This window comes from Leuconostoc sp. JNUCC 76, from assembly GCF_053667755.1.
Genome location: NZ_CM132206.1, coordinates 1,707,880 through 1,733,971, shown reverse-complemented (window position 1 = coordinate 1,733,971; position 26,092 = coordinate 1,707,880). Strand labels below are relative to the sequence as shown.

The 26,092-nt window shown below is 36.2% G+C and carries 30 protein-coding genes; all 30 read left to right on the top strand.

The window, feature by feature from the left end; translation table 11 throughout:
- The first annotated feature begins 9 nt into the window (after positions 1-9).
- Positions 10-189 (top strand): hypothetical protein, encoded by a 180-nt coding sequence (locus tag JNUCC76_RS08690; RefSeq protein ID WP_135400115.1) that lies wholly within the window; start codon positions 10-12, stop codon positions 187-189.
- Complete coding sequence (locus tag JNUCC76_RS08685) at positions 182-607, top strand: RusA family crossover junction endodeoxyribonuclease (protein WP_135400114.1); 426 nt, start codon at positions 182-184, stop codon at positions 605-607. The genes JNUCC76_RS08690 and JNUCC76_RS08685 overlap by 8 nt, the downstream gene beginning before the upstream one ends.
- 3 nt (positions 608-610) lie before the next feature.
- A complete protein-coding gene (locus JNUCC76_RS08680) occupies positions 611-796 on the top strand; it encodes a hypothetical protein (RefSeq protein WP_454154095.1) in 186 nt (61 codons plus the stop codon).
- 26 nt (positions 797-822) lie between these two features.
- Complete coding sequence (locus JNUCC76_RS08675) at positions 823-1,239, top strand: DUF722 domain-containing protein (RefSeq protein WP_454154093.1); 417 nt, start codon at positions 823-825, stop codon at positions 1,237-1,239.
- Between the two features lie 60 nt (positions 1,240-1,299).
- A complete protein-coding gene (locus JNUCC76_RS08670) occupies positions 1,300-2,052 on the top strand; it encodes a hypothetical protein (RefSeq protein ID WP_454154092.1) in 753 nt (250 codons plus the stop codon).
- Between the two features lie 250 nt (positions 2,053-2,302).
- The gene (locus JNUCC76_RS08665) at positions 2,303-3,019 is read left to right on the top strand and encodes a DNA-methyltransferase (protein WP_454154090.1); all 717 of its coding nucleotides are present in this window, start codon (positions 2,303-2,305) and stop codon (positions 3,017-3,019) included.
- Positions 3,020-3,473: 454 nt separating this feature from the next.
- Positions 3,474-4,433 carry a dsDNA nuclease domain-containing protein gene (locus tag JNUCC76_RS08660; protein ID WP_454154088.1) on the top strand — a complete coding sequence of 320 codons (960 nt, stop codon included), beginning with the start codon at positions 3,474-3,476 and terminating at the stop codon, positions 4,431-4,433.
- Positions 4,434-4,440: 7 nt separating this feature from the next.
- Positions 4,441-6,069, top strand: coding sequence for a hypothetical protein (locus tag JNUCC76_RS08655; protein WP_454154086.1), 1,629 nt, complete (start codon positions 4,441-4,443; stop codon positions 6,067-6,069).
- 310 nt (positions 6,070-6,379) lie between these two features.
- Positions 6,380-6,667: a hypothetical protein gene (locus JNUCC76_RS08650; protein WP_454154085.1), complete on the top strand. Its 288-nt coding sequence runs from the start codon at positions 6,380-6,382 to the stop codon at positions 6,665-6,667.
- A gap of 63 nt (positions 6,668-6,730) precedes the next feature.
- The gene (locus JNUCC76_RS08645) at positions 6,731-7,369 is read left to right on the top strand and encodes a DUF1643 domain-containing protein (RefSeq protein WP_454154083.1); all 639 of its coding nucleotides are present in this window, start codon (positions 6,731-6,733) and stop codon (positions 7,367-7,369) included.
- 49 nt (positions 7,370-7,418) lie between these two features.
- Complete coding sequence (locus JNUCC76_RS08640) at positions 7,419-7,604, top strand: hypothetical protein (protein WP_454154081.1); 186 nt, start codon at positions 7,419-7,421, stop codon at positions 7,602-7,604.
- A 186-nt stretch (positions 7,605-7,790) separates the two neighbouring features.
- On the top strand, positions 7,791-8,552 hold the full coding sequence (locus JNUCC76_RS08635) for a terminase small subunit (protein WP_454154079.1): 762 nt from the start codon (positions 7,791-7,793) through the stop codon (positions 8,550-8,552).
- Entirely contained in the window at positions 8,539-9,822 is a 1,284-nt protein-coding gene (locus JNUCC76_RS08630) for a PBSX family phage terminase large subunit (protein ID WP_454154078.1), read from the top strand. Before JNUCC76_RS08635 ends, JNUCC76_RS08630 begins: the two co-directional genes overlap by 14 nt.
- A 2-nt stretch (positions 9,823-9,824) precedes the next feature.
- Positions 9,825-11,399, top strand: coding sequence for a phage portal protein (locus JNUCC76_RS08625; protein ID WP_454154076.1), 1,575 nt, complete (start codon positions 9,825-9,827; stop codon positions 11,397-11,399).
- The gene (locus tag JNUCC76_RS08620) at positions 11,389-11,568 is read left to right on the top strand and encodes a hypothetical protein (protein ID WP_454154074.1); all 180 of its coding nucleotides are present in this window, start codon (positions 11,389-11,391) and stop codon (positions 11,566-11,568) included. The genes JNUCC76_RS08625 and JNUCC76_RS08620 overlap by 11 nt, the downstream gene beginning before the upstream one ends.
- Positions 11,561-12,517: a minor capsid protein gene (locus tag JNUCC76_RS08615; protein WP_454154073.1), complete on the top strand. Its 957-nt coding sequence runs from the start codon at positions 11,561-11,563 to the stop codon at positions 12,515-12,517. Before JNUCC76_RS08620 ends, JNUCC76_RS08615 begins: the two co-directional genes overlap by 8 nt.
- Positions 12,518-12,665: 148 nt before the next feature.
- A complete protein-coding gene (locus tag JNUCC76_RS08610; RefSeq protein ID WP_454154071.1) occupies positions 12,666-13,271 on the top strand; it encodes a DUF4355 domain-containing protein in 606 nt (201 codons plus the stop codon).
- A gap of 20 nt (positions 13,272-13,291) precedes the next feature.
- Complete coding sequence (locus tag JNUCC76_RS08605; protein ID WP_454154069.1) at positions 13,292-14,314, top strand: replication protein; 1,023 nt, start codon at positions 13,292-13,294, stop codon at positions 14,312-14,314.
- Between the two features lies 1 nt (position 14,315).
- Positions 14,316-14,459, top strand: a complete 144-nt coding sequence (locus JNUCC76_RS08600; RefSeq protein WP_454154067.1) for a HeH/LEM domain-containing protein — start codon at positions 14,316-14,318, stop codon at positions 14,457-14,459.
- Positions 14,460-14,497: 38 nt separating this feature from the next.
- The gene (locus JNUCC76_RS08595) at positions 14,498-14,845 is read left to right on the top strand and encodes a phage head-tail connector protein (protein WP_454154065.1); all 348 of its coding nucleotides are present in this window, start codon (positions 14,498-14,500) and stop codon (positions 14,843-14,845) included.
- Complete coding sequence (locus tag JNUCC76_RS08590; protein WP_454154063.1) at positions 14,845-15,135, top strand: hypothetical protein; 291 nt, start codon at positions 14,845-14,847, stop codon at positions 15,133-15,135. Before JNUCC76_RS08595 ends, JNUCC76_RS08590 begins: the two co-directional genes overlap by 1 nt.
- A gap of 1 nt (position 15,136) precedes the next feature.
- Positions 15,137-15,499, top strand: coding sequence for an HK97-gp10 family putative phage morphogenesis protein (locus JNUCC76_RS08585; protein ID WP_454154061.1), 363 nt, complete (start codon positions 15,137-15,139; stop codon positions 15,497-15,499).
- Positions 15,496-15,861, top strand: a complete 366-nt coding sequence (locus JNUCC76_RS08580) for a hypothetical protein (protein WP_135400098.1) — start codon at positions 15,496-15,498, stop codon at positions 15,859-15,861. Before JNUCC76_RS08585 ends, JNUCC76_RS08580 begins: the two co-directional genes overlap by 4 nt.
- A gap of 13 nt (positions 15,862-15,874) precedes the next feature.
- Positions 15,875-16,432 carry a phage major tail protein, TP901-1 family gene (locus JNUCC76_RS08575; RefSeq protein ID WP_454154059.1) on the top strand — a complete coding sequence of 186 codons (558 nt, stop codon included), beginning with the start codon at positions 15,875-15,877 and terminating at the stop codon, positions 16,430-16,432.
- 45 nt (positions 16,433-16,477) lie between these two features.
- Positions 16,478-16,927: a tail assembly chaperone gene (locus JNUCC76_RS08570; RefSeq protein ID WP_454154057.1), complete on the top strand. Its 450-nt coding sequence runs from the start codon at positions 16,478-16,480 to the stop codon at positions 16,925-16,927.
- Between the two features lie 44 nt (positions 16,928-16,971).
- Complete coding sequence (locus JNUCC76_RS08565) at positions 16,972-17,256, top strand: hypothetical protein (protein ID WP_454154055.1); 285 nt, start codon at positions 16,972-16,974, stop codon at positions 17,254-17,256.
- Positions 17,243-20,959, top strand: coding sequence for a phage tail tape measure protein (locus JNUCC76_RS08560; protein WP_454154053.1), 3,717 nt, complete (start codon positions 17,243-17,245; stop codon positions 20,957-20,959). The genes JNUCC76_RS08565 and JNUCC76_RS08560 overlap by 14 nt, the downstream gene beginning before the upstream one ends.
- Positions 20,959-21,786, top strand: a complete 828-nt coding sequence (locus JNUCC76_RS08555; RefSeq protein WP_454154051.1) for a phage tail domain-containing protein — start codon at positions 20,959-20,961, stop codon at positions 21,784-21,786. The genes JNUCC76_RS08560 and JNUCC76_RS08555 overlap by 1 nt, the downstream gene beginning before the upstream one ends.
- Positions 21,783-25,694 (top strand): phage tail protein, encoded by a 3,912-nt coding sequence (locus JNUCC76_RS08550; RefSeq protein WP_454154049.1) that lies wholly within the window; start codon positions 21,783-21,785, stop codon positions 25,692-25,694. The genes JNUCC76_RS08555 and JNUCC76_RS08550 overlap by 4 nt, the downstream gene beginning before the upstream one ends.
- 14 nt (positions 25,695-25,708) lie before the next feature.
- On the top strand, positions 25,709-26,092 hold the full coding sequence (locus JNUCC76_RS08545) for a hypothetical protein (RefSeq protein WP_248574609.1): 384 nt from the start codon (positions 25,709-25,711) through the stop codon (positions 26,090-26,092).

Below are 26,092 nucleotides of genomic sequence, written 5' to 3'. Positions count from 1 at the left end.
GAGACGAAAATGAATCAAGTAATTGGACTTAAAAGCAAAACAATTTATTTTGAAGGGGATGGCATTGCATGCCGTCGTTTTATAAATCAAAATTCGTTCACCAAAAAGAGTAAAAAGGGTGGCGAGACAAAATCAGCATTTGGATTTTCTGAAGCGCTTAGAATCATTGAGTGCGAATTGAATGTTTAAATTTGAGACAGAATTAACAGTTAATCCAGCACCTCACAACCAATCAAATTTTAATAAATTTGGAAAAGTTTACAAAAGCAAACAAGAAAAAGCGTACATTGCAGATTTGGCGATTAACTTGAAGTCTAAATTGAATCGTAGCAAATTTAAGAAATTTGGTTCACAACCAATTCGAGTGGATTATGTTTTTGGATTCATGCCACCGCGGTCGTGGAGCAAGAAGAAAAAGTTATCAGCGCTTAACCATGAGATATATCCAACATCAGCACAGCTAGGTGATTGGGATAACCTATGCAAGTCCACACAGGACAGGTTGAATGCACTGATTATTGAAGATGATCGTTTCATTGTAGATGGTCGAGGGCGGAAGATTTACACCGAAAAACCTTATGTGAAGATTGAAATAGAGGAGTTATAAGGTATGATGATATACAAAATAGTATCAGCATCAAAACATTTTATGGAGAAGTTCAATAGCTATTACGATTATGCCTATCAAGATGGGGAGTGTGTATTAGAAAATGACTATGGAAATTTGAAAGCGGAAGTTAGACATTTTAATATACATGTTGTACATGGTCCGGCGATTAAAATTGTAAAAAAATAAAGTTGAAATGTTTAAGAGGAGTTAATGTGGCGGACAAGATTGATGAACTATTATCAGACTATTTTTCTGGAAAAATAGAAATGCAGATTAAATTACGCAAAATAGATTTGCAAACACCTTTAGTACATGATCAGAACATTGGTGGAGGGAAAGCTCAGAATAAGCACGTAAGGACTGTAGATGATATGCTAATACGTGAAGATGAAGATACTGTTTTGCACGAACTGTATAAACTAAGAGACCAACAGCAGATGATTACAGACGTCTTATCTACATTCGACTCTGAATTAGTTCGAATGGCAAGCTTACGATATGACAGACGAAGGAGAAAAAATGAGTGGAAGCATATTGCTTTGATATTTAATGCAGATGAAAGTACTTGTCGAAAGAAAATACGTAAATTTAAAAAAGAATTCAGCAATAAATTTTGGAGATTTGATTAACTAATAATGGTCTATTATGTGTGTATATCGTAGCATATTCCTAACTTAAGGAGTATAATCATGCCATTGGAGGTTGATTGCGTGTTTATTAAATTTATCAAAAACAATAAAATATGGTTATTGATATTATTATTTTTTATTATTACTCCTATGTTAATACAACGTCACGCTTGGCCAATTTATGAAATATCACTTTTTTTAACTCCTGGATCACATGAAAGTTGGATGCAATTTTGGGGGAGTTATTTAGGGATTGTTCCTTCTGGGTTGATAGCCTATTTAGTTGCAAAAACACAGCTTGATGAACAAAAAAGAAGAGAAACAAAAGCTATTAGAGAACAAATGTATTTGGATGATCTACGTAAATTGTATTCTTATGTAGTGAAATGGCAAGATATGGATGAAACATTACGTTCATTTTCTACAATTAGACAAATTGCCGAGGAAGCAACGATGTCGAAAAAAGAATTGATTCCTCAGCTGCTCAAAACTTATGGTGATAGCTCTGAAAAAGAAATATTTATTGATAGTTATCGTATTCAATTAGAAACTTTTTCAAAGACATTGCCTGTACCTAATTCTGAAGAAATACGGAATATTACAAATGACATTTGCGAACAAACACTCAACTTAAGATTTAATTTCAACCTTTTGGAACGTTCCTTAATTAAAGATGATGTGTTCCAACTGGACATGGAAAAGCAGTGGGATGATTTTTTTAAATCTTGTGACAAAATAATAGATTTATACTCTGCATTGAATAACGAAATTGTTAAAGAAATTTCAAAATACAATAACATTCCTAGCAATTAATTTGTAAATTCATCATTTAAAAAATAAACTGTATATCAGAGATCTAGTGTTTTATTAGGTTTTAGTGTAATGTGGATAACTTTGTTGGTATAATTAATTCCCGTTTTGTGCCCGTTTTTGGCCAGAAAAATGTGTAATAATAGTATTATTGAAATAGTCAAGCCAACGTGCTTGATTATTTTTTATTGCAGTAAAAACTGTAATATTGTTGAGCTTGTTTAGCAAGCAATTTACATAAATATGGAGGATTATGGTAAAACTACTACAGGGTGAAACGTTGGAAGAAATGGCAAAGTTGCCTGACAAGAGTGTGGATATGATATTATGTGATCTACCTTATGGCACGACTGCTAATGATTGGGATAAAGTAATTCCATTCGATAAGTTGTGGGAGCACTACGAACGTCTAATTAAGGATAATGGCGCGATTATATTGTTTGGACAAGGATTATTCGCAAATGAATTAATTTCTTCAAACAAACGCTTGTATCGTTATAAATGGATATGGAAAAAGGCACGTGCCGTTGGGTTTTTGAATTCTCACAAGATGCCATTGCGAGTTGTGGAAGAGATATTGGTGTTCTATAAAAAATTACCAACTTACAATCCGCAGATGCGTAAAGGATTCAAACCTTACTTTAATCGTAAAAAGGCTAGCTTATCGCGCAATTATAAGGCACATGGTGGCGCAGAATCAAAAAGCAATGGCGAACGCTTTCCAATTGATATATTAGAATATGCACAACCTAGCGTAACTGGCAAAGGCGTGCATCCAACGCAGAAACCTGTAGATTTACTTGAGTACTTAATAAAAACATACACGAACCCAAGGGATGTTATTTTAGATAATACAATGGGATCTGGTAGCACAGGAGTTGCAGCTGTGAACTTAAATCGTGATTTTATCGGTATTGAGTTAGATAAGAATTATTATGAAGTAGCCAAAAAAAGAATTGTTAATGCTTAGTGATTGGATCAAGAAAAAAGTTAACAAGATTTGAAGTTATATTTATTAAACAGGGGTTATCGCACCAACCAAAAGCGACGTTACATAAGACTTCGGAAAAACTCACTGTGTATGTAAAAATACGATAGGTTGGAATATCTATCATTATGACAGGTGGCGGAATAGGTAGACGCTATATATGAGAGACACATTCGCGAGTTGGTTCGATTCCAACGTAGATGTTGGGGGATATAATGTGTACAAGCGCGAGGTTCGATTCCTCGTCCTGTCGTTGCGTTAACTTAAATGGTATTTTCATTCAGAATAATTCTTGTAAAACAATATTAAGTAAATCTATAAAAAGTTAAGTTATAAATAGCTGATTCATTTTATGTGAAATGAAAAAATACAATCATGTTGTTGTTTTTTTTAATTTAATGATAAAATTAAATAAAAAAATCTAATAGGTGATTATATGTCCGTTTCTGACAATGGCGGTGCCATAGCAATAAAAGGGTTTAACTTCCAAAAAGCAGTTGCTATTTTAGTTATGTTGTATAATTTTGATAACGGAACTTTTATTTTGACTCCAGAATCGGAAGAAGATTTCGTAGTCAAGACTCGAAATTTGGTATATTACGTTCAAGTTAAAAGCATAAAATCTCTCTCGTTGGCAAAGATGCTGAATCAGCAGAAAGATAAGAAAAACAGTTCTATTACCGGTTCTTCAATAATTGAAAAAAATTTAGTGCCTGGGCAGACAGCCGACCACAGAAAAATTATTGTATCTGATCTAATAGAAAGCACCAAATCTAATTTGATAGAAGTAGCTTCTGGATTGTCTATTCGCCCCAGCTATACTTGGTCGAATAAGCAAAAACAAAAAATAAATAGTGAACTCAACTTAAATTCAGATCAAAATAAGCGTGTGAATAGTCAAGAAATTTTTAAATCCCCTTTTCCAGACGACATGACCTCGGCCATAATACATTTGACAGGGGTAATGACACATAATGATATAGAAGTTACCCATGAATCTGCAATAGCTACACTAGGGACATTGTGTTTGGAAATTGATATAAAAAGTGAATTAATCAGTCAGATTCAAAGTAAACAAATAACTGGTGAATTTCTAAAAAACCTTTTCGATAAAGCTCAAAAAAGTAAATTATTTGAGGATATACTTGATGACTTGAAATTAAGTAGTATAAAAAAGTTGAAAATAAAGAAAGAAAAAGTCAAAATCAAGCAAATTTATGTAAGCCTGTCCGCAGAATTGAAAAATAAGTTTAGTAACCCTTTGTTTCTAAACAGTGATAATACCAAAGAAATGGTTGACAAAATTAAGCAAGCCGTGTTGTCAATTGATTCATCTCTTAATGATAATTTAGCGTTAGCATTGAGTATTGATTGTTTATGTAATGTGATGGAGTAAAATTCTAATGAAAATTAATTCGCTTGAGATTGTTGATGTAAAAAATAAGGAAGGAAATAAATTTACATTCTCTGATAATACAAATTTGATTATGAGTAAAAGAAATGGTGGGGGAAAGTCTAGTTTAATAAAATCAATTTACTATGCATTAGGATTTGATATTCTGAATTTTCCAGAAAGCTGGAATGTTACGGATATGTATTTTACTATTGAGTTGAGTATTAAAGGTAAATCATATAAAGTAATAAGACAAAATAATTTATTTAAAGTAGAAGGTTGTGAACAATCTCTAGATGCTAAGCAATATTCAGAGTGGTTACAAAATAAATTAGGAGAAAATGTATACTTACCTAATAAGCGTACTGGGAATTTAGAAACAGCCTATGCTACTGCCTTTATATCACTTTTTTACATTGATCAAGATAGTTCTTGGCATAACAGTCTTTACAAAGGGGTTTCTAATACTTTAGGAATGTATAAAGATATTCCTAAAGTAGTCTTTGAGTCACTATTAGGATTGTCAGATGTTGAAATAACTAGACTTGAAAATGAAAAAATTGAGATTACAAAACAACAAACTAAACTAAAAAATTCCGTTGGTATACTAACAGATACATTCAAGGAATATGGAAATAAAAATGTTGTTCCTGAAGTGAATCAAGAATTATTAAATAAAGAAATTAAGCATTATTTAAAGATAATGAATGACCTTAGTGCTAAAATTTCACAATATAAAATTAAAATAATAAAAAAACAATCAGAACTTGATATTCAAAAGCAAGATTTATCAGAATTAAAAGAACTGACAAAACTAAACCATGATTCATACCAGCATATTAAATTAGAATGCTCCTATTGTCATTCGAAGTATACTGATGATATATCTTTACGAAGATTTGACTTAGAAAATAATCGTTTAGAAATCAATATGTATAAGGCTCAAACTGAAAAAAAGGTACAGGATCTACAAAAAGATATTGCTAACTTATTTCTGAACCAAGATGAACTTAAAGACCAGATAAAAAATGTGGAATATCAAATCTCTAAATCTAAAAGTCTAACGGATATAAACGAGTATGTTGATAATCTCGCTCAGGATAAGGCTTCTAAAGAATTAATTCGCATCTTAGAAATACAGACTAGTCAGCTCAGTGTTATAGAAAATAGTCTAAAAGAGCTCAAAAAAGAATTAAATCAATTAAAGAAATCAAAAAAAGAACGTAACGAAGCTCTTACTACTAGATTCAGTTCGCTAAAAAATGATGTTAAATTGACTTTAACTGATGTCGATTTGACTGAACGGAATTTTCTTCAATTCCAGCCTATGCCAGGCAGTGGGATGAATCATAACAAGAAACTTCTTGCTTATTATCTGGTTTATTTTAGATTGCTGAAAGAGTATAGTGCTATTGATATTCCATTCGGAATGGACTCGTTCATAAAAAATGAAAGTGAGGCAAGTACCTTAAAACCGATGTTTGAAGCAGTAGAAAAGTATTTTTTTGATTCGGAGAAGCAATCTTTTTTTTCACTAGTAGATCAGAATACACAATTTTTGGATAACGCAGAAAAGTACAACATCTTAAGAATTGAGGGTAGAATTCTTTCGCAAAAATATTATTCGAAAAATTACTAATTTTTTTGATTTTAATGCGAGATAAAAATATCAGTCCGACTTACATTGTAGGTTGGGCTTTTTTAATGGAGTAAAATATGGATTAACAAACAAAAAAGCGTTTGAGACATATCAGAGACGCTACAGAAGTGAATATGAAGCACAAGCGACTTGGCACGCAATAGTGTAGAACGTCATGAGCGAGCGCGTGTGCAGATTAAAAGTGAAGTTATGGAGAACAGGCAGATTGACTACAAGAGCCACATGAAGTGGTTAGAGAATTAACGACCTATAACGTACTATGATGTGAACAACATTTAGGAGAATAGATATGGCATTGGCAAGAGAAGAGAATAATTTAGATGATATTCAACATAAATCAGAAATGCTGAACGTGATCTCTCATTTGCTTGATATGCAGATTGAAATGGGCGACGAGATAGAGAAGCAAAAAGAAACTATCAGCAAGCTTGAAGATGATATTCGGCTTCTCAAAAAAGAGAAGAGATGGAATATGTTATGGCAGAATAGCTTAGAAGAAGATATTAATCATACCCAAATAGCATTGCTTGCTGTGGGAGTAATCAATGTTTTGTTTACGTTTTTCATGAGTAGATGAGCTAATAATTTAGTTACACATTCAGTCCTCCAGTAGTATAATCATTTTATTGGAGGATGGAAAATGAGTAAGTTAGAAGTAGTTATGCCGTGTGACTGGTCCGTCACCGAAAGCTGTTTTAGCGATGAAAATTGCAATATCTGTGAAAGTTCAAAAGAAGATGGTGATCGTTTTTTCTTAGAAGTGACTCAGCAAAGAGACATTAAAAAAAATAATACGATTGTGTTAATCATGATGAATCCTAGTGATGCTGGAAAGAAATTAAGTTCTTGTTTCCATAAAAACTGCGAGCATTATATTAGTGATTTTAGTATAAACCTATTCCTACAGGCGTTATCTGAAAAAAACCCGGATTATTATAAAAGAGTAGCTATTATTAATCTATATCCTCATATTGCATCAGATTCTAAAAAATTGACGAAAGACTATAAAACTAATTCAATTGTCACGAATAATATAAAGAATATAGTTTCGCATTTAAAAAAATATAACGGTAATTTTGATTTATATGAAGCCACAGGAAATGTTGATGCAAAAAAAAGATATACAAAATTCGTTGAATGTATACGTAAAAAACAAATTTCACAACAGCAAAAAACACTTGGCGTTAAGTTACCAAATAAAGAACTTTATGAGCATATCCATCAAAGAATAGATACTGCTGTACAAATAGATAAAATAAAAGAACAACTAAATATTTGATTATAAGCGCTATAAGCGCTTTTTATTTTGCAGTGAATGAGGAGAAAAGATGGACGAGTTATCATCAAAGTATTTAGTTCAAATGATTGAAAGAGATCATATATATTCAGTATTGGAACTAGCGGGTCATTTACCATACACACTTATGGACGTTATTAATGAGGCCAACAGGTTGGGATATTCGTTTGACAATCTTATGCAAGACTTTAACAAAGTAATGATTGTTAAGAAATAGGGAAAGAAAACTTATAGGAGGCAAATCAATGGTTAGTGCGGTATGGACGGGTGTTTTATTTATGGTCGGATTACTTATACTTTTGATATTGTTGGCAGCCTGCATTGTAATGATAAAAGCTACCTTTGACGAAATGAGAAATAAATAGATCTATAAACAGTATTGAAAGGAGGTGCCTTAAATGACATGAAAAAGTATGAAGAAGCCGAGCAAGATTATTTGTCTGGTTTGAAGTATAAAGATATTGCTGATAAGTACGGCGTTTCTTTGTCAACTGTTAAACAGTGGAAGAGACGATATTGGAAAACTGAAAATGTAACCATTGATAAAAAGGTTACAAAAAAAGTTACAAAGGTTACACGGCCAAATCCAACCGAAAAAGCTATTGACCAACTCAGTGATAGTGAACTAACAGACAAGCAAAAAGCCTTTGTATTGGAGTATCTTCGTATTTCTAATGCCACACAAGCGTACATAAACGTTTATGATGTTGATAGAAAAACAGCTTTGGCAAATGGACCAAGGTTGCTAGGAAATGCTAGGATTCAAAATGAAATAAAGCGTCTACGCAAAGCTAAATTAAAAGAGCTAGGCGTGGACGCTTTTGATTTGATGGAAGATATGGTTATTGAGGCACGAGCTGATATCGGTGACTATATAGACTTTGGAAGATATGACATGTTGCATGTTGATTCAGAAGGTGATGTGAAACTTGACACTGATGATAAACCTGAAATATTCCATAAGTCCTGGGCACAATTTAAAGATAAGGATAAAATTGATACTAAGCCAATTAAATCAATCAAAATGGGTAAAGATGGTCCAGTGGTTGAACTACACGATCGTAATAAAGCACGGGATAAGTTGTTGGAATTATTGAAGAGCGACAGCAGTAATACTAAAATTGAGATTACACAGTTTAGTGAGATAAATCATGACAACAATTAAATGGAATCTGCCTAAAATGGTTAGTAGCGCATATGCACCACTATTCAACACAAAGCACAGATATATTGTTTATAAGGGAAGTCGTGGGAGCGGTAAGAGTGAAGCTGAAGCCACCAAAGTTATATATGACATAATCACTAAGCCTTATGTTAATTGGCTTGTGTTGAGACGTTACGCAAACACAAACAGACAATCAACATTTACATTATTACAAAAGGTTGCTAATCGCATGGGCGTTGGCAACCTTTTTCAATTCAATAGTTCTTTACCTGAAATCACGTATAAGCCAACTGGGCAAAAAATATTGTTCCGTGGTGCTGATAAGCCATTGTCTATTACGTCTATATCAGTTGAAACGGGCAATTTGTGCAGGTTGTGGGTGGAAGAGGCCTATCAGTTAGAATCTGAGGAGGCATTTGATACGGTTGATGAATCTATGCGAGGAATCATTGATAATCCAAACGGATTTTATCAAACAGTACTAACCTTTAATCCTTGGAATGAGCGGCATTGGCTTAAAAAACGTTTCTTTGACAAAGATACACGAGTTGGCAACTCGTTAGCTCTCACAACGACATACAAGGATAATCCGTTTCTTGATGAAGATTACGTTAATCGTCTTTTAGAGATGAAGGATCGTAATCCAAGACGTGCTAGAGTTGCTGTTGACGGTGAGTGGGGGGTTGCTGAGGGTCTTATATACGAGAATACTATTGTTGAGAAATTTGATATTAGAGAAGTGCTCAAAGGTGCTCGTATTGTTCGTGGTATGGATTGGGGATATGGGCCTGACCCAACGGCATTTATAGAATATGCCATTAATGTCAGAACTAAAGATGTTTATATATTTAAAGAAATGTACAAACAGCATATGCTCACAGATGAAATATTCAAATGGTTATATGTAAACGGCTATCAGCAGGGTGATATTAGGGCTGATTATGCCAACGGTGGTGACCGCATGATTCAAGAATTAAAAAATAAGGGTATTAAGGGTATGAAACGTGCCCATAAGTACGAAATTATGTTTGGTGTAACTTATCTGCAAGATTATAAAATACATGTACTGCCTTCGCTTGAACATACAATCGAGGAACTTAACTCATACGTTTATGACACCGATAAAGAAGGCGGTTGGGTTGGCAAAGCTGTTGATAAAAATAACCATTTAATGGATGCAATGAGATATGCAGTAGAGCCGCTGATTATGACTAAAAAGAGCACAACTGATCGCATGGAAGCCTTTAAGCAATTAGGACTAGGTAGGTAATTATGACAATAGATTTTTTAAGTAAAACAAGATTTGGACCTGATTCAAATGAAGTATTTAAGATGTCAACCATTGACTTTAATAGCGTTGCAGATATGGGTTCAACCGAGTTTATTGAGACGTTAAATAAATATATCACAGCTTTTCAGACCAATCAGTTACCAAGATTGAAAGAGTTAAAACGATACTATCTTGCTGATAACAATATTAAATATCGTGAAACAGGTCGTGATGCCAACCGTGCTGATAATCGTATCGCGAGTGATTGGGCTAAGTATATTACTGTATTCATGCAAGGATATATGTTAGGTAATCCAATTGCATATGACAGTGACGATGAAGGTCTGATAGATAAAATTAATGATTTTTCAAAGCAAAACGGTGCTGACTATCATGATGGATTAATTGAAACTGATCTAAGTATATATGGACGTGCGTATGAGCTTGTGTATTCCAACGATGAAGCCCAGGAATGCATTACCAAATTGGAACCAGAGCAGACATTTGTTGTTTACGACGATACCATTGCTGCTAATTCATTGTTCGGTGTGCGTTTTTATCAAATCAAATATAGTTCGACTGAAATTAATAGTTTTGTTGAGGTCTACACAGCTAATAGTATTTATTATTACAAGTCGGATACCGCATCGTTTACCGGAATGACATTTGTTGACATGGCCGAGCACGCTTATGATGGAGTACCCATCAATGAGTATAAAAACAATGAGGAACGTTTGGGAGACTTTGAAAGTGTTCTAGATGGTATTGATGCCTATGACCTTTCGCAGTCTGAGTTGGCCAACTTTCAGCAAGATTTAAATGATGCATATCTTGTGATAAAAGGAAATCCAGTTACAGGAACAACTGAACCAGAATATCAAACGGATTCGGATGGCGAATTAATCATTGATGATAATGGGCACCCTATACCAACAGCTAATTCTAGTACTGATGCTTTCGACAAAATGAAAGCAGCGAGAATGCTAGTACTTGATAATAATAATGATCCAGACGGACCAACACCTGATGCATTCTATTTAACAAAGACATACGATGCCACAGGTGCCGAAGCATACAAGAAGCGCCTAGTTGATGATATTCTTAGGTTCACATTCACACCAGACACTAACGACCAAAACTTTGCTGGTACACAATCAGGTGAAGCCATGAAGTACAAGTTAATGGGGAATGATAATCTGCGTAAGACTAAAGAACGTTTAATGACACGTGGCATTATGCGACGTTTAAGATTGCTTGGTAACGTTTGGTCTATCAAGAATAGTGTGTCAACAACAGGCAGACGGGAGGGGCTGTATAACTTGATTAACGATGTACAGGTCAAGTTCATACCTAACGTGCCACAGAACGATGAAGAGCGTGTCTCACAGCTTAAACAGCTATACGGTGTTATCAGTGATGAAACATTGTTCTCACTGCTTGAAACATTTACAGGTGTTGACGCTGACACAGAGATGAAACGATTGGCTGATGAAAAACAACAAGATGTTGATAACTTTCAAGCGCAAACTGGTTACTCACAATTGAAACCTGATGATGGAGAAAATAATGAAACTTAAATTAGCCGACTATTCACTGTACTCAATTGAGTTTTTATTTGTTTTCTTTGTCGTTAAAAAATACGTATCCAACGTAGTTATTGCGATTGTAATTACATGGATTATTGTCGCTACCACTCTTTCATTAGATGAACTTAGAAATAAACGAAACGGTGGTGTAAATGGCTGATAATTATTGGGAAAAGCGCACAAAGGCAATAATGGACTTGCTAGATGTGAAAGATACAGAGTTAACTAGTGCCCTGTTGAAAGAATATCAAGTTGCTTCTGATAATATTGCACGAAAGATAGACGATTTTTATGAAAAGTATGCTGATAAGAATACCATTTCGTATGATGAGGCTAAAAAGCGTGTAAGAACTGTTGACCTTGATGACTATGTGAAACGTGCAAATGCTTATCGAAAATCAAATAAGGACAATCCAGAGCTATTAAAGCGATTAAATGTACAGTACATGACATCTAAGATTAGTCGGCTTGAATTATTAAAACTAGAAATTGATTTTAGGATATTGCAAGCAAGCAACGCGCAATCGGATACATTTACCGCATATCTAGCTAAAGAAAGTGCCTATATATTTAATGCTTTGACGGCTGGAAAAGTTATCAAGACATTAAATGAACTAGAAGTAAAATCTATTCTGCAAATGGAATGGAGCGGTGCCAATTACTCGCAACGTATTTGGCGTGATAATGATGTACTGGCTAATAAATTGAAAGATGAGTTAGTTAGAGCTGCGATTAATGGTACTAATCCACGTGTCACAGCTAAGAAGTTACGTGATACATTCCGTGGTACTAAACCAAACACAGAGCGACTGGTACGTACTGAATCAACTTATGTTGCTAATGCTTCAACAGCAAAAAGATATGACACTATGGGTGTTACTGAGTATGAATTCATGGCCGTTATGGATAACCGAACATCATCTATATGTCGTGAATTAAACGGTCAAACATTTCCAATCAGTGAATTTTTACCAGGAACAAATGCACCAGCAATGCATCCGAACTGTCGAAGTACAATTGTACCGGCAACAAGTGATCTAACTAAATACAACAAGTATCTCGATTCAGACACGGTAGATGATTTACCGGACATGGATTGGGATTTTTAATTACAATTTTTCGACCTGAACACGTCGTTAAATCTATTCAAATAAGCGTTTATGGGCTGTTACTGACGTTGTGTGTGGGCTTAATTGTGTGCACGGGACATTGAGATGGTAACAGTGTGTATGGGCTACAAAATAGGAGAACTTAATTATGGCTGATGAACCAAAAACACCGACAATGCAGGATAACATTAATGCCCAAAATGGATTAAAACCAGATATGACATTACCTGACGACAAAACAAATGATAATGCTGATGAGCAGCTAACATTCACACCTCAGGAATTTGATTCAGAAGTTGACAAGCGAATTGCTAAAGCTTTAGAAACAGCTAAATCAAAGTGGAACGAAGAAAAGCAAGATGAAATTAATCGAGCTGAGCAACTAGCTAAGATGTCTGCCGAAGAGCGTAAAGAAGCGGAGGATAAGGCTAAAGCTGAATCCTTAGAAAAGCGTGAAAAAGAGCTTAATATGCGTGAATATCGCTATGAAGCTAAACATCAATTAGAAGAAAATGGCTTACCTGATTCATTTGTTGACATGGTTTTATCAGATGATCCTGCGACCACCAAAAACAATATTACGGCTGTTAAATCTGAATTTGACAAAGCCATTGAAGTTGCCGTTACTGAGAGGTTGAAAGGTAAAACACCACAAGTTGGTGGTGGCACAAGTCAGTTAAACAAAAATTTGAATGATATGACTTTGTCCGAAATGACAGAAGCTTATCGAAATAACCCAAATTTATTGGGTTGAAAATTAGGAGAAAATAAATTATGGCAGTAACGAATTTAGCAAATACTATTATCCCAGTAGTGTTTGACAAGTATGTATTAAATACTATTTTAAAGACTAATCGTTTTATTCAATCAGGGATTATGGTTCCTGATGATAAGCTTGGCAATCAATTATTACAACCTGGGGATGAAATTACTATCCCGTTTATAAATGATTTGTCAGGTGATCCACAAGCATGGACAGATACCGATGATATCGACGTTGATAATCTTACAACCGGTTCACAACGTGCGATTAAGTTCCGTCAAGCAAAGGCTTTTGGTTCAACTGAAATTTCACGACTAGTTTCAGGAGCACCTATTGCCGAAACTATCGCGAGCCGTTTTGCAAACTATTGGAACAATGTTGATCAAGCTATTTTAAATTCAACATTACAAGGTGTCTTTTCAAATACTGAGGTTGCTAATACAAAGTTATTTGATCAAACTGTGGTGTCACCGTCGACACCAACATTTGGACCCAAAGGGTTCTTGGCAGCTATTGGACTACTCGGTGATTTGCAAGACCAAGCGTTCAAAAAGATTGCAGTTAACTCATCTACGTATTCACAGATGAAGTTCCAAGGCATGATTGAAACGATCCAACCTCAGAACTCTGTAACACCAATCAACTACTATAACAACATGGAAGTCATTGTTGACGATGATATTCCTTTGGAAAAAGGTGGTATTGCTACGGCTTACATCTACGGTTCAGGTGCGGTTTCGTATTCAACGGTTCCACATTCAACGGAGGTGGTTCACGAAGCATTGAAGCAAGGTGGACGTGATTCAGTTGTAAGTAAGCGTGTTTCAGCAACTCACGTTAACGGTACAACTTTGGCCAAGACATTTAAACCAGCAGGCCAAACAACTATCACGGAAGAATTGGCAAAGGGGACCACTTGGGATATTGCTGATGGCGTTGACCCACGCAATATTCGTGTTGTTGCTTACAAGTCTAAGCTTGATGAAGAATTTGTTCCTGCTGCTTTGAAAGGAACACCCAGCGGGGGCGAATAACTTGGCTGATGAAACGCCAGCTAAACCAACTGACGCTAATACGGTTGCTGAAATCAAGGCTTGGTTAGATACACACAGTGTTTCTTACCAATCAAATGTTGTAAAGGCTGACCTATTAGCATTGGTTAACGACACAGACGCTTAATCTGTTGAATGGGGTGCAAAACCCATTAAGGAGGAACTATGGTCGATAAGACTGACAATTTAACAAAAGTTAAACTGCTTGTTTCCATTGGCGACACCAAACAAGATGATCTATTAAACCTATTACTGGAAGATAATGAAGCGCGGTTGTTAAGTTACATCAATCAGGACGGAAACAATATCGCGACATATCCTACTGAAATATCATGGCTATTACGTGAAATTACGGTACGGCGTTTCAACCGAATTGGCGATGAGGGCAAAAAATCATCTAGTGAGAGTGATGTATCAGCTACCTGGTCTGATGATGATGTTTCTGACTATGCTGTTTATCTCAACAAGTATCGTACTAAAAGGGGTGGGAATGGGATAGCGAGGTTTATTTGATGAGATATAGTGACCGTGTGAAAATTATTGTTAATAAAAAATCTGGAAATGACGGCTGGGACGATGATATTACACCAGTCACTTCTGATTGGTTACCTTGTCGAATCACTGGCGTAAAACAGGAAATGAACATGAATGTTTTTGGTAAATATGATTCAAGCGCACTTGCTGTCCATTTTAAAAATGATGTGGGGCCAATAGATTATGTCTTATATAACGGAGTGAAGCGTAAACCACAAGCTATCCCAAATGCACGAAATAACACAGTAGTAATAATAGGATCGGTGTAACATGGCTAAATCAAAAATGACAATTACTTTTGACGGTGCTGATTCATTGATAGGTAAGTTTAATAAGCAACCAGCAATCATTCAACGTGAAGCAGGTGAAATTGTTCTTAACACAGCCAATCGCGTTGAAAAAAGAGCCAAAGGGTACGCCCCCGTTGACACAGGGTATTTGAGACAGCATATCATTTCGGAAAAAACAGGAATGCTTAGTGCGGATGTCACATCCAGTGCTGAATATTCTGTTTATCAGGAATTTGGTACGAGAAAAATGGCTGGAAAATCATTTATGCGTCCCGCCATGAAGCAAGAAGAAGTGTTCTTGTTCCAAAAGCTTCAAAACTTGTTGAAAGGTGGTCTCAGATGACATCCCCAATGACATTATTGCTTAATCGAATACGCGATAATCTGAAAATAAGCGATATTCCAATCAAATCAAGGCTTCCTGATGCTAGTATTCCAGAGCCATTTATTGTTATTGGTTCACACTTTGATGATGATGCACCATCTGGAAAAACTGGGTATGAGGTACTAACAACAGATTTACAAATTGATTTGTTTTACTCAATAGACAGTAGGACAGCGTTGGAAGACGAAATTTACAACGTGAAATCACTAATTAAACACGCCACACCACAAATCACACGAGTGACATCAAACACGATTACTGACGATTCAGTAGGAAGAGATGTCTATCATGTGATTTTTATTGTGTCGGCAATTATATAAAAGGAGAAAAATTATGGCAACAGATAATGGAATTGAAATTATGAACGGTTCACCACTCTTAGGTAAAAAGGTTGTCTACTTTTTGCAACCAACAACTGACCCAGTTGGGCACAGTGCAATCTTACCTGCATTACAGACAGGCGGGTCGATTAGTATTGGTGGCGATTCAATCGATGAGCAAACAAAGTTTGGACGTGTCGTATTGCCATCAACAAATGAAGATTCTATTGATTTAGAAACAGCCGTAGTATGGGGCGACCGTTCAATTGATGTTCTTAAAAATGCGAAACATGAAGGTAATCAAGTCAAGGTATGGCGAGTTGTTATTGACAAGAAGTTTTCTTGGACAGATGGTGATCAACAAGTTTTCCCAGCAATGTTTGGATACGGTGTAGTCGATAGCTTAGATATTGATGATGGCGATGATTTAGTTAAGGCAAGTTATACATTGAATATCGTTGGAATGCTACGTGATGGTTCTTTTGCAGTGAGTGATGATCAGTTAAATGCATTAACACAGCTTTATGACTTCGAACGACCTGGTGAAAAAAGCGGAAACTTTGGTTATTAATTTAGGGATTTATTCCCATTACATATTTAGAAAGAGATGGAAAACATGGAAGTAACAATTGGGAAAAAAGTAGTAGCGTTGAAATTTAACTTTAAAGCATTATTTAATGCTAATCGTGATTTCAGTAATGTCGATGACAAAGGAAATAATCTTGGTGACGGTGCCACGAATTTGTTTACTCGTATTTTGATGGGAGATACATCGGTTATTCCAGACGTTATTAAAGTTGCAGGAGATATCGGCAAGGCTTCAAATGACGATATTTTTGCTGCTGTTGATGAACTCACAGAGGATGGTGCAAAGATTGATGAAACGTTAGACACATTGAAAGATGAGTTGAAAAATAGCGGTTTTTTCAAGAAGTCAATCATGACGCAGAAGGGGAACATCGAAGAAGCACTTCCAAATCTGAAAAAGAAGGAACAAACGGCAGAGGCAAAACAACAGGTGGAGGCCGTCGAACGTATTCTGAAATTACTGAACGACAATCTTTGATTGAAACTTGTGCACGCTTTGGACTATTTGATATTCCTTGGGCGATGTCACTTTATAAATGGGAACTTGATGCGGTTATTAAGGGCGTGCTTATGTCACAAATTGATGAACGCGAGCGATTGGCGGTATTAGCAGCCAATATAGGTTATTTCAATAACTCAAAGAAACCAAAGTTTAACAAAGTATTTGACAGAGATAAAGAAGAGAAGAAATTAGAAGAAATCTATAAACCATCCGAATCTCAGGCTCATAAGCGTAAGCAACTAGAGCTATACAAGAATGTCATGAGTGCTTTTGGTGGAGAAAGGAGTGAGAATGGCGACATATAATGGTGGGACCGTAACTGCTCATATTGGAGCTGATATAGCAGACTATCAATCTGCAATGAAGACAGTTTCGAGTGTAACAAGCAGCGCAATGGCTACCGCTAATCAAGCCGTAGCTGACGTGGGTAAGACACTTGCTGTAACAGGTGCTGCAGTCACAGCACTAGGAGTTAAAGCGCTCAATAGTTTTGGTAGTTTTGAACAGTCGCTAAACCAAGCTGCAGTTATTGCTGGTGGCACTTCTAAAGATATTCAGGGACTAGCAGACGTTGCCAACAAAATGGGAGCTGATCTGCCTTTAAGTGCTAAGGACGCTGCTGATGCAATGGTGGCCATGGCTCGTGATGGCGCATCAATCAGCACAATTAAAGAAGAGTTCCCAGCTATCGCTCAAGCTGCGACAGCTGCTGGATCTGATTTACAACAGACAGCTTCAGTAGTTCAAAATGCTATGAACATATGGGGAGAGTCGATTGGGTCACCGGCACAGGCAGCATCTACTCTTGTTCAGGTAGCTAATTTATCAAACGCCTCTATTGAAGAAATGCAACATGCTTTGGCTACTGCTGGTGGTTCTGCTAGATTAGCTGGCATGAGTATGCAAGACACTTCTAGCGCAATAGGATTGCTCACCAACCAAGGATTTTCAGCAGCTGACGCTTCACAAGACTTAAATCACGCTATTCTACAAATGTTAGCTCCGTCTCAAGCTGCACAAGGAGCTATGAGTGATTTAGGTTTATCTTTCACCGATGCAAACGGGAACCTGAAACCGTTTAAACAAATTTTGCAAGAAACAGCAAAAGCGACTGATGGAATGGGAGCTGCAGATAAAGCCGCTGCGCTTAAGATTATTTTTCACAGTGCAGGAATGAAAGCCATGATTCCATTATTAAAAGCTGTTGAAGATGAGACAGGAAATACAACTACAAGTTGGGATGCATTTACAAAGGCAGTAGATGATGCATCATCATCTCAGGCTCAGGCAGAGAAGGTGTTAGAGAGTCAATCAACTGAAATGCAAAAAAACGTTGGTTCAAAGCTGGAGCAAGTTGGTGGTAACTGGGATAGTTTGTCTAACAAATCACAGGAAGCTGCTAAAGCGATAAATGGTGCATGGATTGATATGACGAACAATGTACTACAGTGGGCTACTACTTCAAATTCATCAATAGCAAAAGGAATAAGAGGCTTTCTTGGACTGGCTCCCATAATTGGAGCAGCAACTCTAGCCACAGGTTCATTTTTAACTGCAGCAACTAAAATAGGTAGTGTCATGAGTACCGTGGGAACAGCAATAGTTAGTCCTCTTGGAATTGCAGTCATTGGTATTTTGGCCGTAGTTGCTGCTTTCTCATATGCATATAATACGAGCGAACAGTTTAGAAAAACAATCCAAAATTTAGCAAGTTCATTTATGACTGCATTGGCACCGGCGTTTGAATTCATAAAGAATACAGTTATGTCATTTGTTGATACTACCGTTTCTGGATTTAAAAACTTTGCAGATAATGCAATTAATTCATTTTCAAAGGTAACGTCTGGACTAAATTTCAGTCAGCTTGCAGATACAGTTATTGTAGTTTTTAGTGCACTCATGGACATTGTTATATCATTTGGAAACATTGTTACTGAAGTTATATCTGTAATAAGCAATACATCGTCTATACAAGCGTCATGGGTATCTGTTAGTGGTGTCTTATCTACTGTTCAAGCGATCATCAGTGTTGCAAGAGATGCAGTAGTAGGATTAATTGAAGGCTTTTTATCAACAGTAGCTATTCAATCAGCATGGAACGCAATTATAGCAGTTGTTAAAGCAGTAATATCAATAGCCAAAGGACTTTGGTCCATTATTACTGGATTAATTAACTCGTTCGGAGGAATTAGCTCGATTAGCGATACTTTTAATCAAATGGGTCAATACATTGGCGGTGTTGTGGTGGTTATTAGTAACATCATTACGGCTATTGCGGATTTTATTAATGCGGCGATGAAGATTCAGGCTGTGAGAGATATTATACAGTCAATTGTTCTAGTTGTTGGAACCGCTGTGGTTGCTTTTAAAGCAATATCATTTGCAGTTACGGCGTTTCAAGCTGTTAAAAAAGCAATCATGCTTGCTAAAGGAGCAATGACTGCTTTTTCACTAGTTATGTCAGCAAACCCATTCACACTAATAGTCACTGCAATAGCATTGGTAGTTGCTGGGTTAGTTTATTTCTTTTCACAAACAAAAACAGGTCAAGCTGTATGGGCTTCCTTTGTTTCATTTTTATCATCATCATTAGCTAACCTAGTATCAATATTTCAAGATATATGGAATACAATCCTGATCGTTGTGCAAACAGTTATATTAGGCATACAAATGGCTTGGGTTGGGTTAGGTGTTTTACTTGGTGCACTATGGCAAGGAATTGTAGTTGTATTTAATGCGATATGGAATGGTTTGATTGCCGTAGTTACAGCTGTCGTTAACGGAATAGTGGCAACTTGGAACTTTCTAGCGCCTTATCTATCTGCTTTCTGGCAAGCAAACGTCATTTTGTTTACTACAATATGGAATGTGTTGGTAACAGTAATCACGACAATCGTTAATGCTATTGTGGCTGTTTGGAACGGTTTCACTGGAATTATAAGCGCAATATGGAACGGTATCGTGGGGGTTGCAACAGCAATATGGAATGCGATATTAAATGTTATTACAACTCTAGTTACAATAACTGTAAGTATTGTAACAACCATTTGGAACGGCATAATAAGTATTGTTTCCGGAATATGGAGCGCAGTATCATCTGTCGTTTCAAATGTTTGGAATACAATTGTCAGCATAGTAGGTAGCATGGCAAGCAACGCATTAAAAGTACTTCAATCTATCTGGTCTGCCATATCGGGAGTTGTTTCATCTATTTGGAACACTGCCAAAGGTATTATATCAGCAGTATGGAATGCTATTGTTTCCGTTGTTTCATCAATGGCTAGCAGTGCGTTTAGTGGATTGAAAAGTGCCTGGAGTGGCATAAGTGGATTTGTTAGCAGTTTATGGAACAGTGTGAAAAGTGTTATATCTGGGGTATGGAATGGCATTGTTTCCACGGTGACGTCACTTGCAAATTCTGCCATAAATGGTTTAAAAGGTGCTTGGTCTGGTATATCTGGTTGGGTTTCCGGAATATGGAATGGTGTCAGAAGTGCGGTTCAAAGTGCCCTTAATTTTGATTTAGGTGCAGCTGGTAGAGCAATTATGAACAGTTTCCTAGGCGGTTTAAAATCAGCCTTCGAGTCTGTCAAAAATTTTGTTGGTGGCATTGCAAGTTGGATTAAGGAACACAAAGGACCAATCAGTTATGATCGTAAACTGCTAATTCCTGCTGGTGCAGCGATAATGAGTGGATTTGGTAGTTCATTAAATGCTAATTTTGCTGATGTCAAAAAATCGGTATCATCGTATGCTGGACAAATTGCTGATGAATTTAGTGAACAAAAGTATGTTGCTAGTGCACAGTTAAAAACAAGCAGTTTAGGCGTTGCTGGACAAATTAATGGTGGACTTTCTGAATTAAGTGACGAAGTAGCTGAACAATCAGCTCAAGAACCAGTATTCGAAGTTCACAATGAAATTATAGGTGACAAAATTACTACTACTGTTAATAGTATGAATGCACGTCGACAAGCAACAACTAGACTGGTTACTGGAGGTATTTGATGGATTTATTAATTACGAATAACACTAGTAGTATTAAATTAAGCGAAAAAGATATTGTCACTACTCATTTTGAAGAAAGCACACCTAGCTTAGTAGCTAACACTTTATCGTTTAAGGGTCGTAATGGTAAGTTGAATTTTGGTGGCGAATACTCAGAAAAGAAGTTGAGTTACACCGCATATATGTACACCAATAGCCAGTCGGATTATGAATTTAAACGTAATTGGTTGTATCAATTACTTGGAAACTCGAATCCGTACTACATTACACCAATGTACAGTAACGAACCTATGTATAGTTATGAAAGTCCTGGTGAAACATCAGGAAATAAACTTGGCCAAAAAAATAATATCGAAAGTAATAAACGTTTTTTTGTAACACTTGAGGACACATTTGCACCAGAATTAGCTGGGAGTGTCGATAGTAAACAAATTTATAAAATAAATATTACTTTTGTGACTGCTGTTTTGCCTTTTGGGGAAAGTAAGGCTAAAAAGCTAACTATTGTTAGTGGCATACCGTATGCTGGGACAGTGGCTGCATCTCAGCTAGAAGTGCCATTCGTAGTAAACGTTTTAGCGAAACAAAATGCAAGTGGTATTGATCTAACAATTGGTAGTAGAACTTGGAAATATAGTGGGACAGTTACTTCAGGTGATACATTTGTTATTGGTGGTATGTACAACACTATGAACATGCTATCTATCAATGACGACACAAATGCTGAATACTTTGTGTTGGAGCCAACTGGAACGGGACATATCGACGTCACTTGTTCTATTGCTTCAGAAATAGTTATTGAAGACTACAAGGAGTTGTACTTGTGATTAAATTTAAAAATGTTAATGATGAGCAATTTTTTGCAGTTGGAACAATTGAACGTAAGCATACTTTGAATGGTGAAAAGTCGTTAAGTGGCACATTGTTCGAGGGAGACGATGTCTTGAACCATATCGACAAAGGTTGGTCGTTAGAGTTTGATAGTGAGCAGTATATTGTGAGTTACTACGAGCGTAATGACAATAATAACACTGTCATTTTTGACGCGATCCATAAGTTTTTCTGGAACATGGCCAAGAGTGTTTTGTACTCAGAAATAAGCGGTAGCCATACGATTAAATGGTATCTGGATAGTATTTTTTCTAATACACCATATACGTATAATTTGAATTTCAGTCCATCAGCTATTAGTAAAGAAAATTGGGGGATGAAAACAAAGCTTTCATTGTTCAATGACATTGTTTCAAGTATTGAAGGTGAGTTTAGAATTAATGGTAATTTGGTAACGATTTTTAAGCAAGTCGGTACTGATTTATCAACAATCGTACGTTATGGGTTTAACTTATCAGACATGACGCTAGAAAATAATATTTCTAGTTTTGTAACTTATGGTGAGGGGTTTGGAGCATATGCCGACCAGGACAATAGAACTGGTGACCGTGTGCATGTGACATATTCTAGTCCATTGGAAAAGACATATGGCCGTTTAGAAGCTGAACCAGTTGTAGATGAACGATATACTCAAAAAGAGAACTTGCTAGAAGTTGTGAAAGAGAAAATCGATAATAGTTTTAGTTTATCTTTAAAATTATCATTATATGATTTAAGGATTGCTGGTTATCCCTATAAGATGGCAACTGTGGGTGATTGGCTACTAGCGATTGATGAAAATCTTAATTTTAAGAAAAAAGTACGTATTATAAGCATTGATGATTCATTTGCTGCTGATGGACAAAGAATATCTTATACTGTAACCGCTGGTAATATTAGTGCTGCGGAACAATATCAGGATAGTACAGCATCATTAGCTGCCAAAGTTGATAGTTACATTGATACACTGAAAAATACATCAGAGGCAGTGGTACAAGCCATAGCAACAGCAAATGGTAAGAATACAACCTATTTTGTAAAAGGAATTGAAAATTTACCGACTACTGCTAACGAAGGTGATTTGGCTTGGGTAGAAACTGGTGACGGTGTTGCGCTTTATATTTGGACTAGACGAGAAGATGGTACGTATTATTGGAAAAAGATACTTGATGACAATACTGCAGCAGAAATAACAGATGCTGTTAATAAGACGGTAGATCAGGCTAAAGCAAGCGCTGCTGCATTAATTCAAGAAAATAATGACAAAATTAGGAAAGTCATTGAAGAAGTAGCTAGCGAAACTGCAGAGTTAACCATTGAAAGAAATAAATTTGACGAAAAGGCACAAGGCTATGCTGATAAAGCTTTGGCAGAGGCTAAAAGCAATATTGAAGAAGTAGCTAAGACTTTATCTGAGGAATCTAAAAATGCTTTGGAATCGGCTAAAACTGGTTTAACAGAGGGCATTAACCAAGAAATTGCTAATCGTGAAATGATGGTCGCTGAGGTTAATAGTAAAGCGCAAGGGTACGCTGATCAAGCCAAAGCTGATGCTTTAGAGGCATTAAAGACGGCCGATGGTATTATTCGTAAGAGTTTGACTGAGACCGAAGATAGTTTAACGTCTAGCATTAATCAAAACAAACTTGATACCGATGGCAAAATTATTGCTAATTCAAGTTCAATAAAACAAGCTTTAGATGAAATTTCTACTAAAGTTAGTAAGACTGAATACGATCAAACAACAGGTGATTTAAGTCTGCAGTTAAATAAAACAACTCAGACGGCCACACAGTCAACCCATGATATTGTTGATATTCGTAACACTGCAGAATTGCAGAGCGCTAAGATGAATAGTTTGGTTAGCACTACGGAAGAAACCAAGAGTACTATTAGTGATTTGCAAACTGTTCAAGGGGTTCAATCAGGAAGCATTAGTCAACTTATACAGCGAGCAGATGGTTTTGAAGCAACTGTAACTAAAGTTGGCTCATTAGATAATGCTGTGTCTAAAGCTCAATTAACTGCTGATAAAGCGATGTTAGACTTAAAGACATACTCAAAGGATAATGATGAGCGTATATCTAAAGCGGAATCTAGTATTATTGTCACTGCAAAGTCCATTGAACAAAAAGTTAGTCAAGATGATTACAATGCAAAAACTGGAGAGTTATCAACACAATTTTCTCAGTTAAAACAGACTGCTACTAGCCTGTCTCTTGATGTTGCTGATTATAAGCAAGATACTGACGGAAAAGTAGCTGCTTATGATTCTAAAATATTGTTGTTGAGTGACCAAATCGGGTTATCTGTTGCTAGTTCTGTCTATAATCAAGATAAAAATGATTATGATGTTAAAATTTCGAACCTGAAATTAACCGATGAGAGTATCACGCAAACCGTTTCGCTTAATAGTGAAAAAATTGCAACGCAACAGATTAAAATGGATTCGATTATCCAGATTGTTAGTGATCCAGATATTGGTCTGAATAAAAGAGTTCAAACTGCAGAGGGCACATTGTCTGAGGTTACTGATAATGTTTCAGGAATTATCTCCAAGCAAACTCAAATGGCTAATCAAATTATTAGCGAAATAAACGATCGTGAAAATGGTGATAGCAATGTTTTGTTGCAAGCTAAAGACTTTACAACATCAACAATAACTAGCACAGAATCCAGTTTAAAATCTATGATTTTGCAGAAAGCTGATGCTGTAATTGTTGGTGTCATGCATGAAGGTTTCAAGCAAATGATTACTGAAACGCAGTGGCTGACTTATGGTGATTTAAAAGACCTAAATACAATTAAGTATGCAGCCAATGTGTTTTTGACCAATGGAACATTAAACTCACCTATATCAGGAAATCAATATTTGCAAGTTGATGCCCCAGACTCTCAGCATATTACGCAAAAAGTTTGGTCTGACAAAAATGCTTCTTTGTATTATACGAGAAACTATGATGGCGATGTTTGGAGTGATTGGGTTCAACAGGCCAATACCGAGACATTGCTATCTATTTTTAATGATAGTTGGTCCATAGGAACCAATGCTATTCAAGCAGATGGCATAACTAAAAAAATAATTACTGGTATCAACGGTACCCCGGATGGAACCCTAGTCGTTTCTGGAAAAAGCATTGTGTTGGATAGCGATACTATTATCACTGGTGGCTTTACAGTGAAAAGAGCTAATATTGCTAACGCAGCTATTGGAACGGCTCAAATTGGTGACGCAGCTATTACTAGTGCCAAGATAGCTTATTTGGATGTCTACAAGTTGAGCGGTGATGTTTCAAACTTTATTCAGTCTAACTGGAATGGGACTTATGGAAGCACAGTGATTACATCTGCCGGAATGACAGTTAGTTCTGGAGAAGCTACTACTACTTTTGATTCAAATGGAATGTCATTAGTGATGTCCAAAGGTGAGATGTCTATTGGATCTGGGACCAAAAGTTCAGGAAGTATAGCGGGTGTCACTATTGATATGAGGAAAGGTGCTAACTTTACATCGTTTGGATTCAATGGAAATGATGAAATGATCATTACTAAGACCGGCTCTGATGCTGCGGGTCTTTATAATATTGGTGGTGGTGTAGCCTTCAATCACAATGTTTCGCTAATGGACAACGTCTACATGAAATATGGTAAAGGTTTCTATGGTAAGTGGGGTGATCCACAACAAGCAATATTTTTTCAAACAATTAACGGCGGAATACCAGCCATTATGCATATTTCAGGTGCCGGCATAGCTTTTGGGCATTCAGGAGATTTGTATTTGTTATCTCATGGAGGCTATCAAGACTTTAACAACCCTAATATTAAGGGGAATTATACGGTTGACCAACCGTGGATAACAGGTTAAAACAGGAGAAAATTATGAAAATCAAAAAAAGTATGTTAATATCAGTGTTCAATTTTTTAGCGGGGGCCTCATTAGTCGGACCCGCCTCAAGGGCTCGGACTAAATTAGTAAATGATATCAGTGAGCAAATTGATAGCTTACAAAATGATCAAAAAGATTTAGTTCAATCTAACGGTGGCAATATTGATGATGCGGGAAATATCAAGTTTTCAGAAACTGAATCTAAAATTGAATATGAAAAGCAAAAAGAAGAATTATTCCAAGAAAAGGTTTTATTTAATGAAAAGACCGAGGGCTATTTTGAACGACTAAGAGTAGGTCTAGACAAATATACCGAAAAATTAAGTGGCCAAGATGCGGTTGCGTATGATTATTTATTGGATAAACTAGAGGAATAA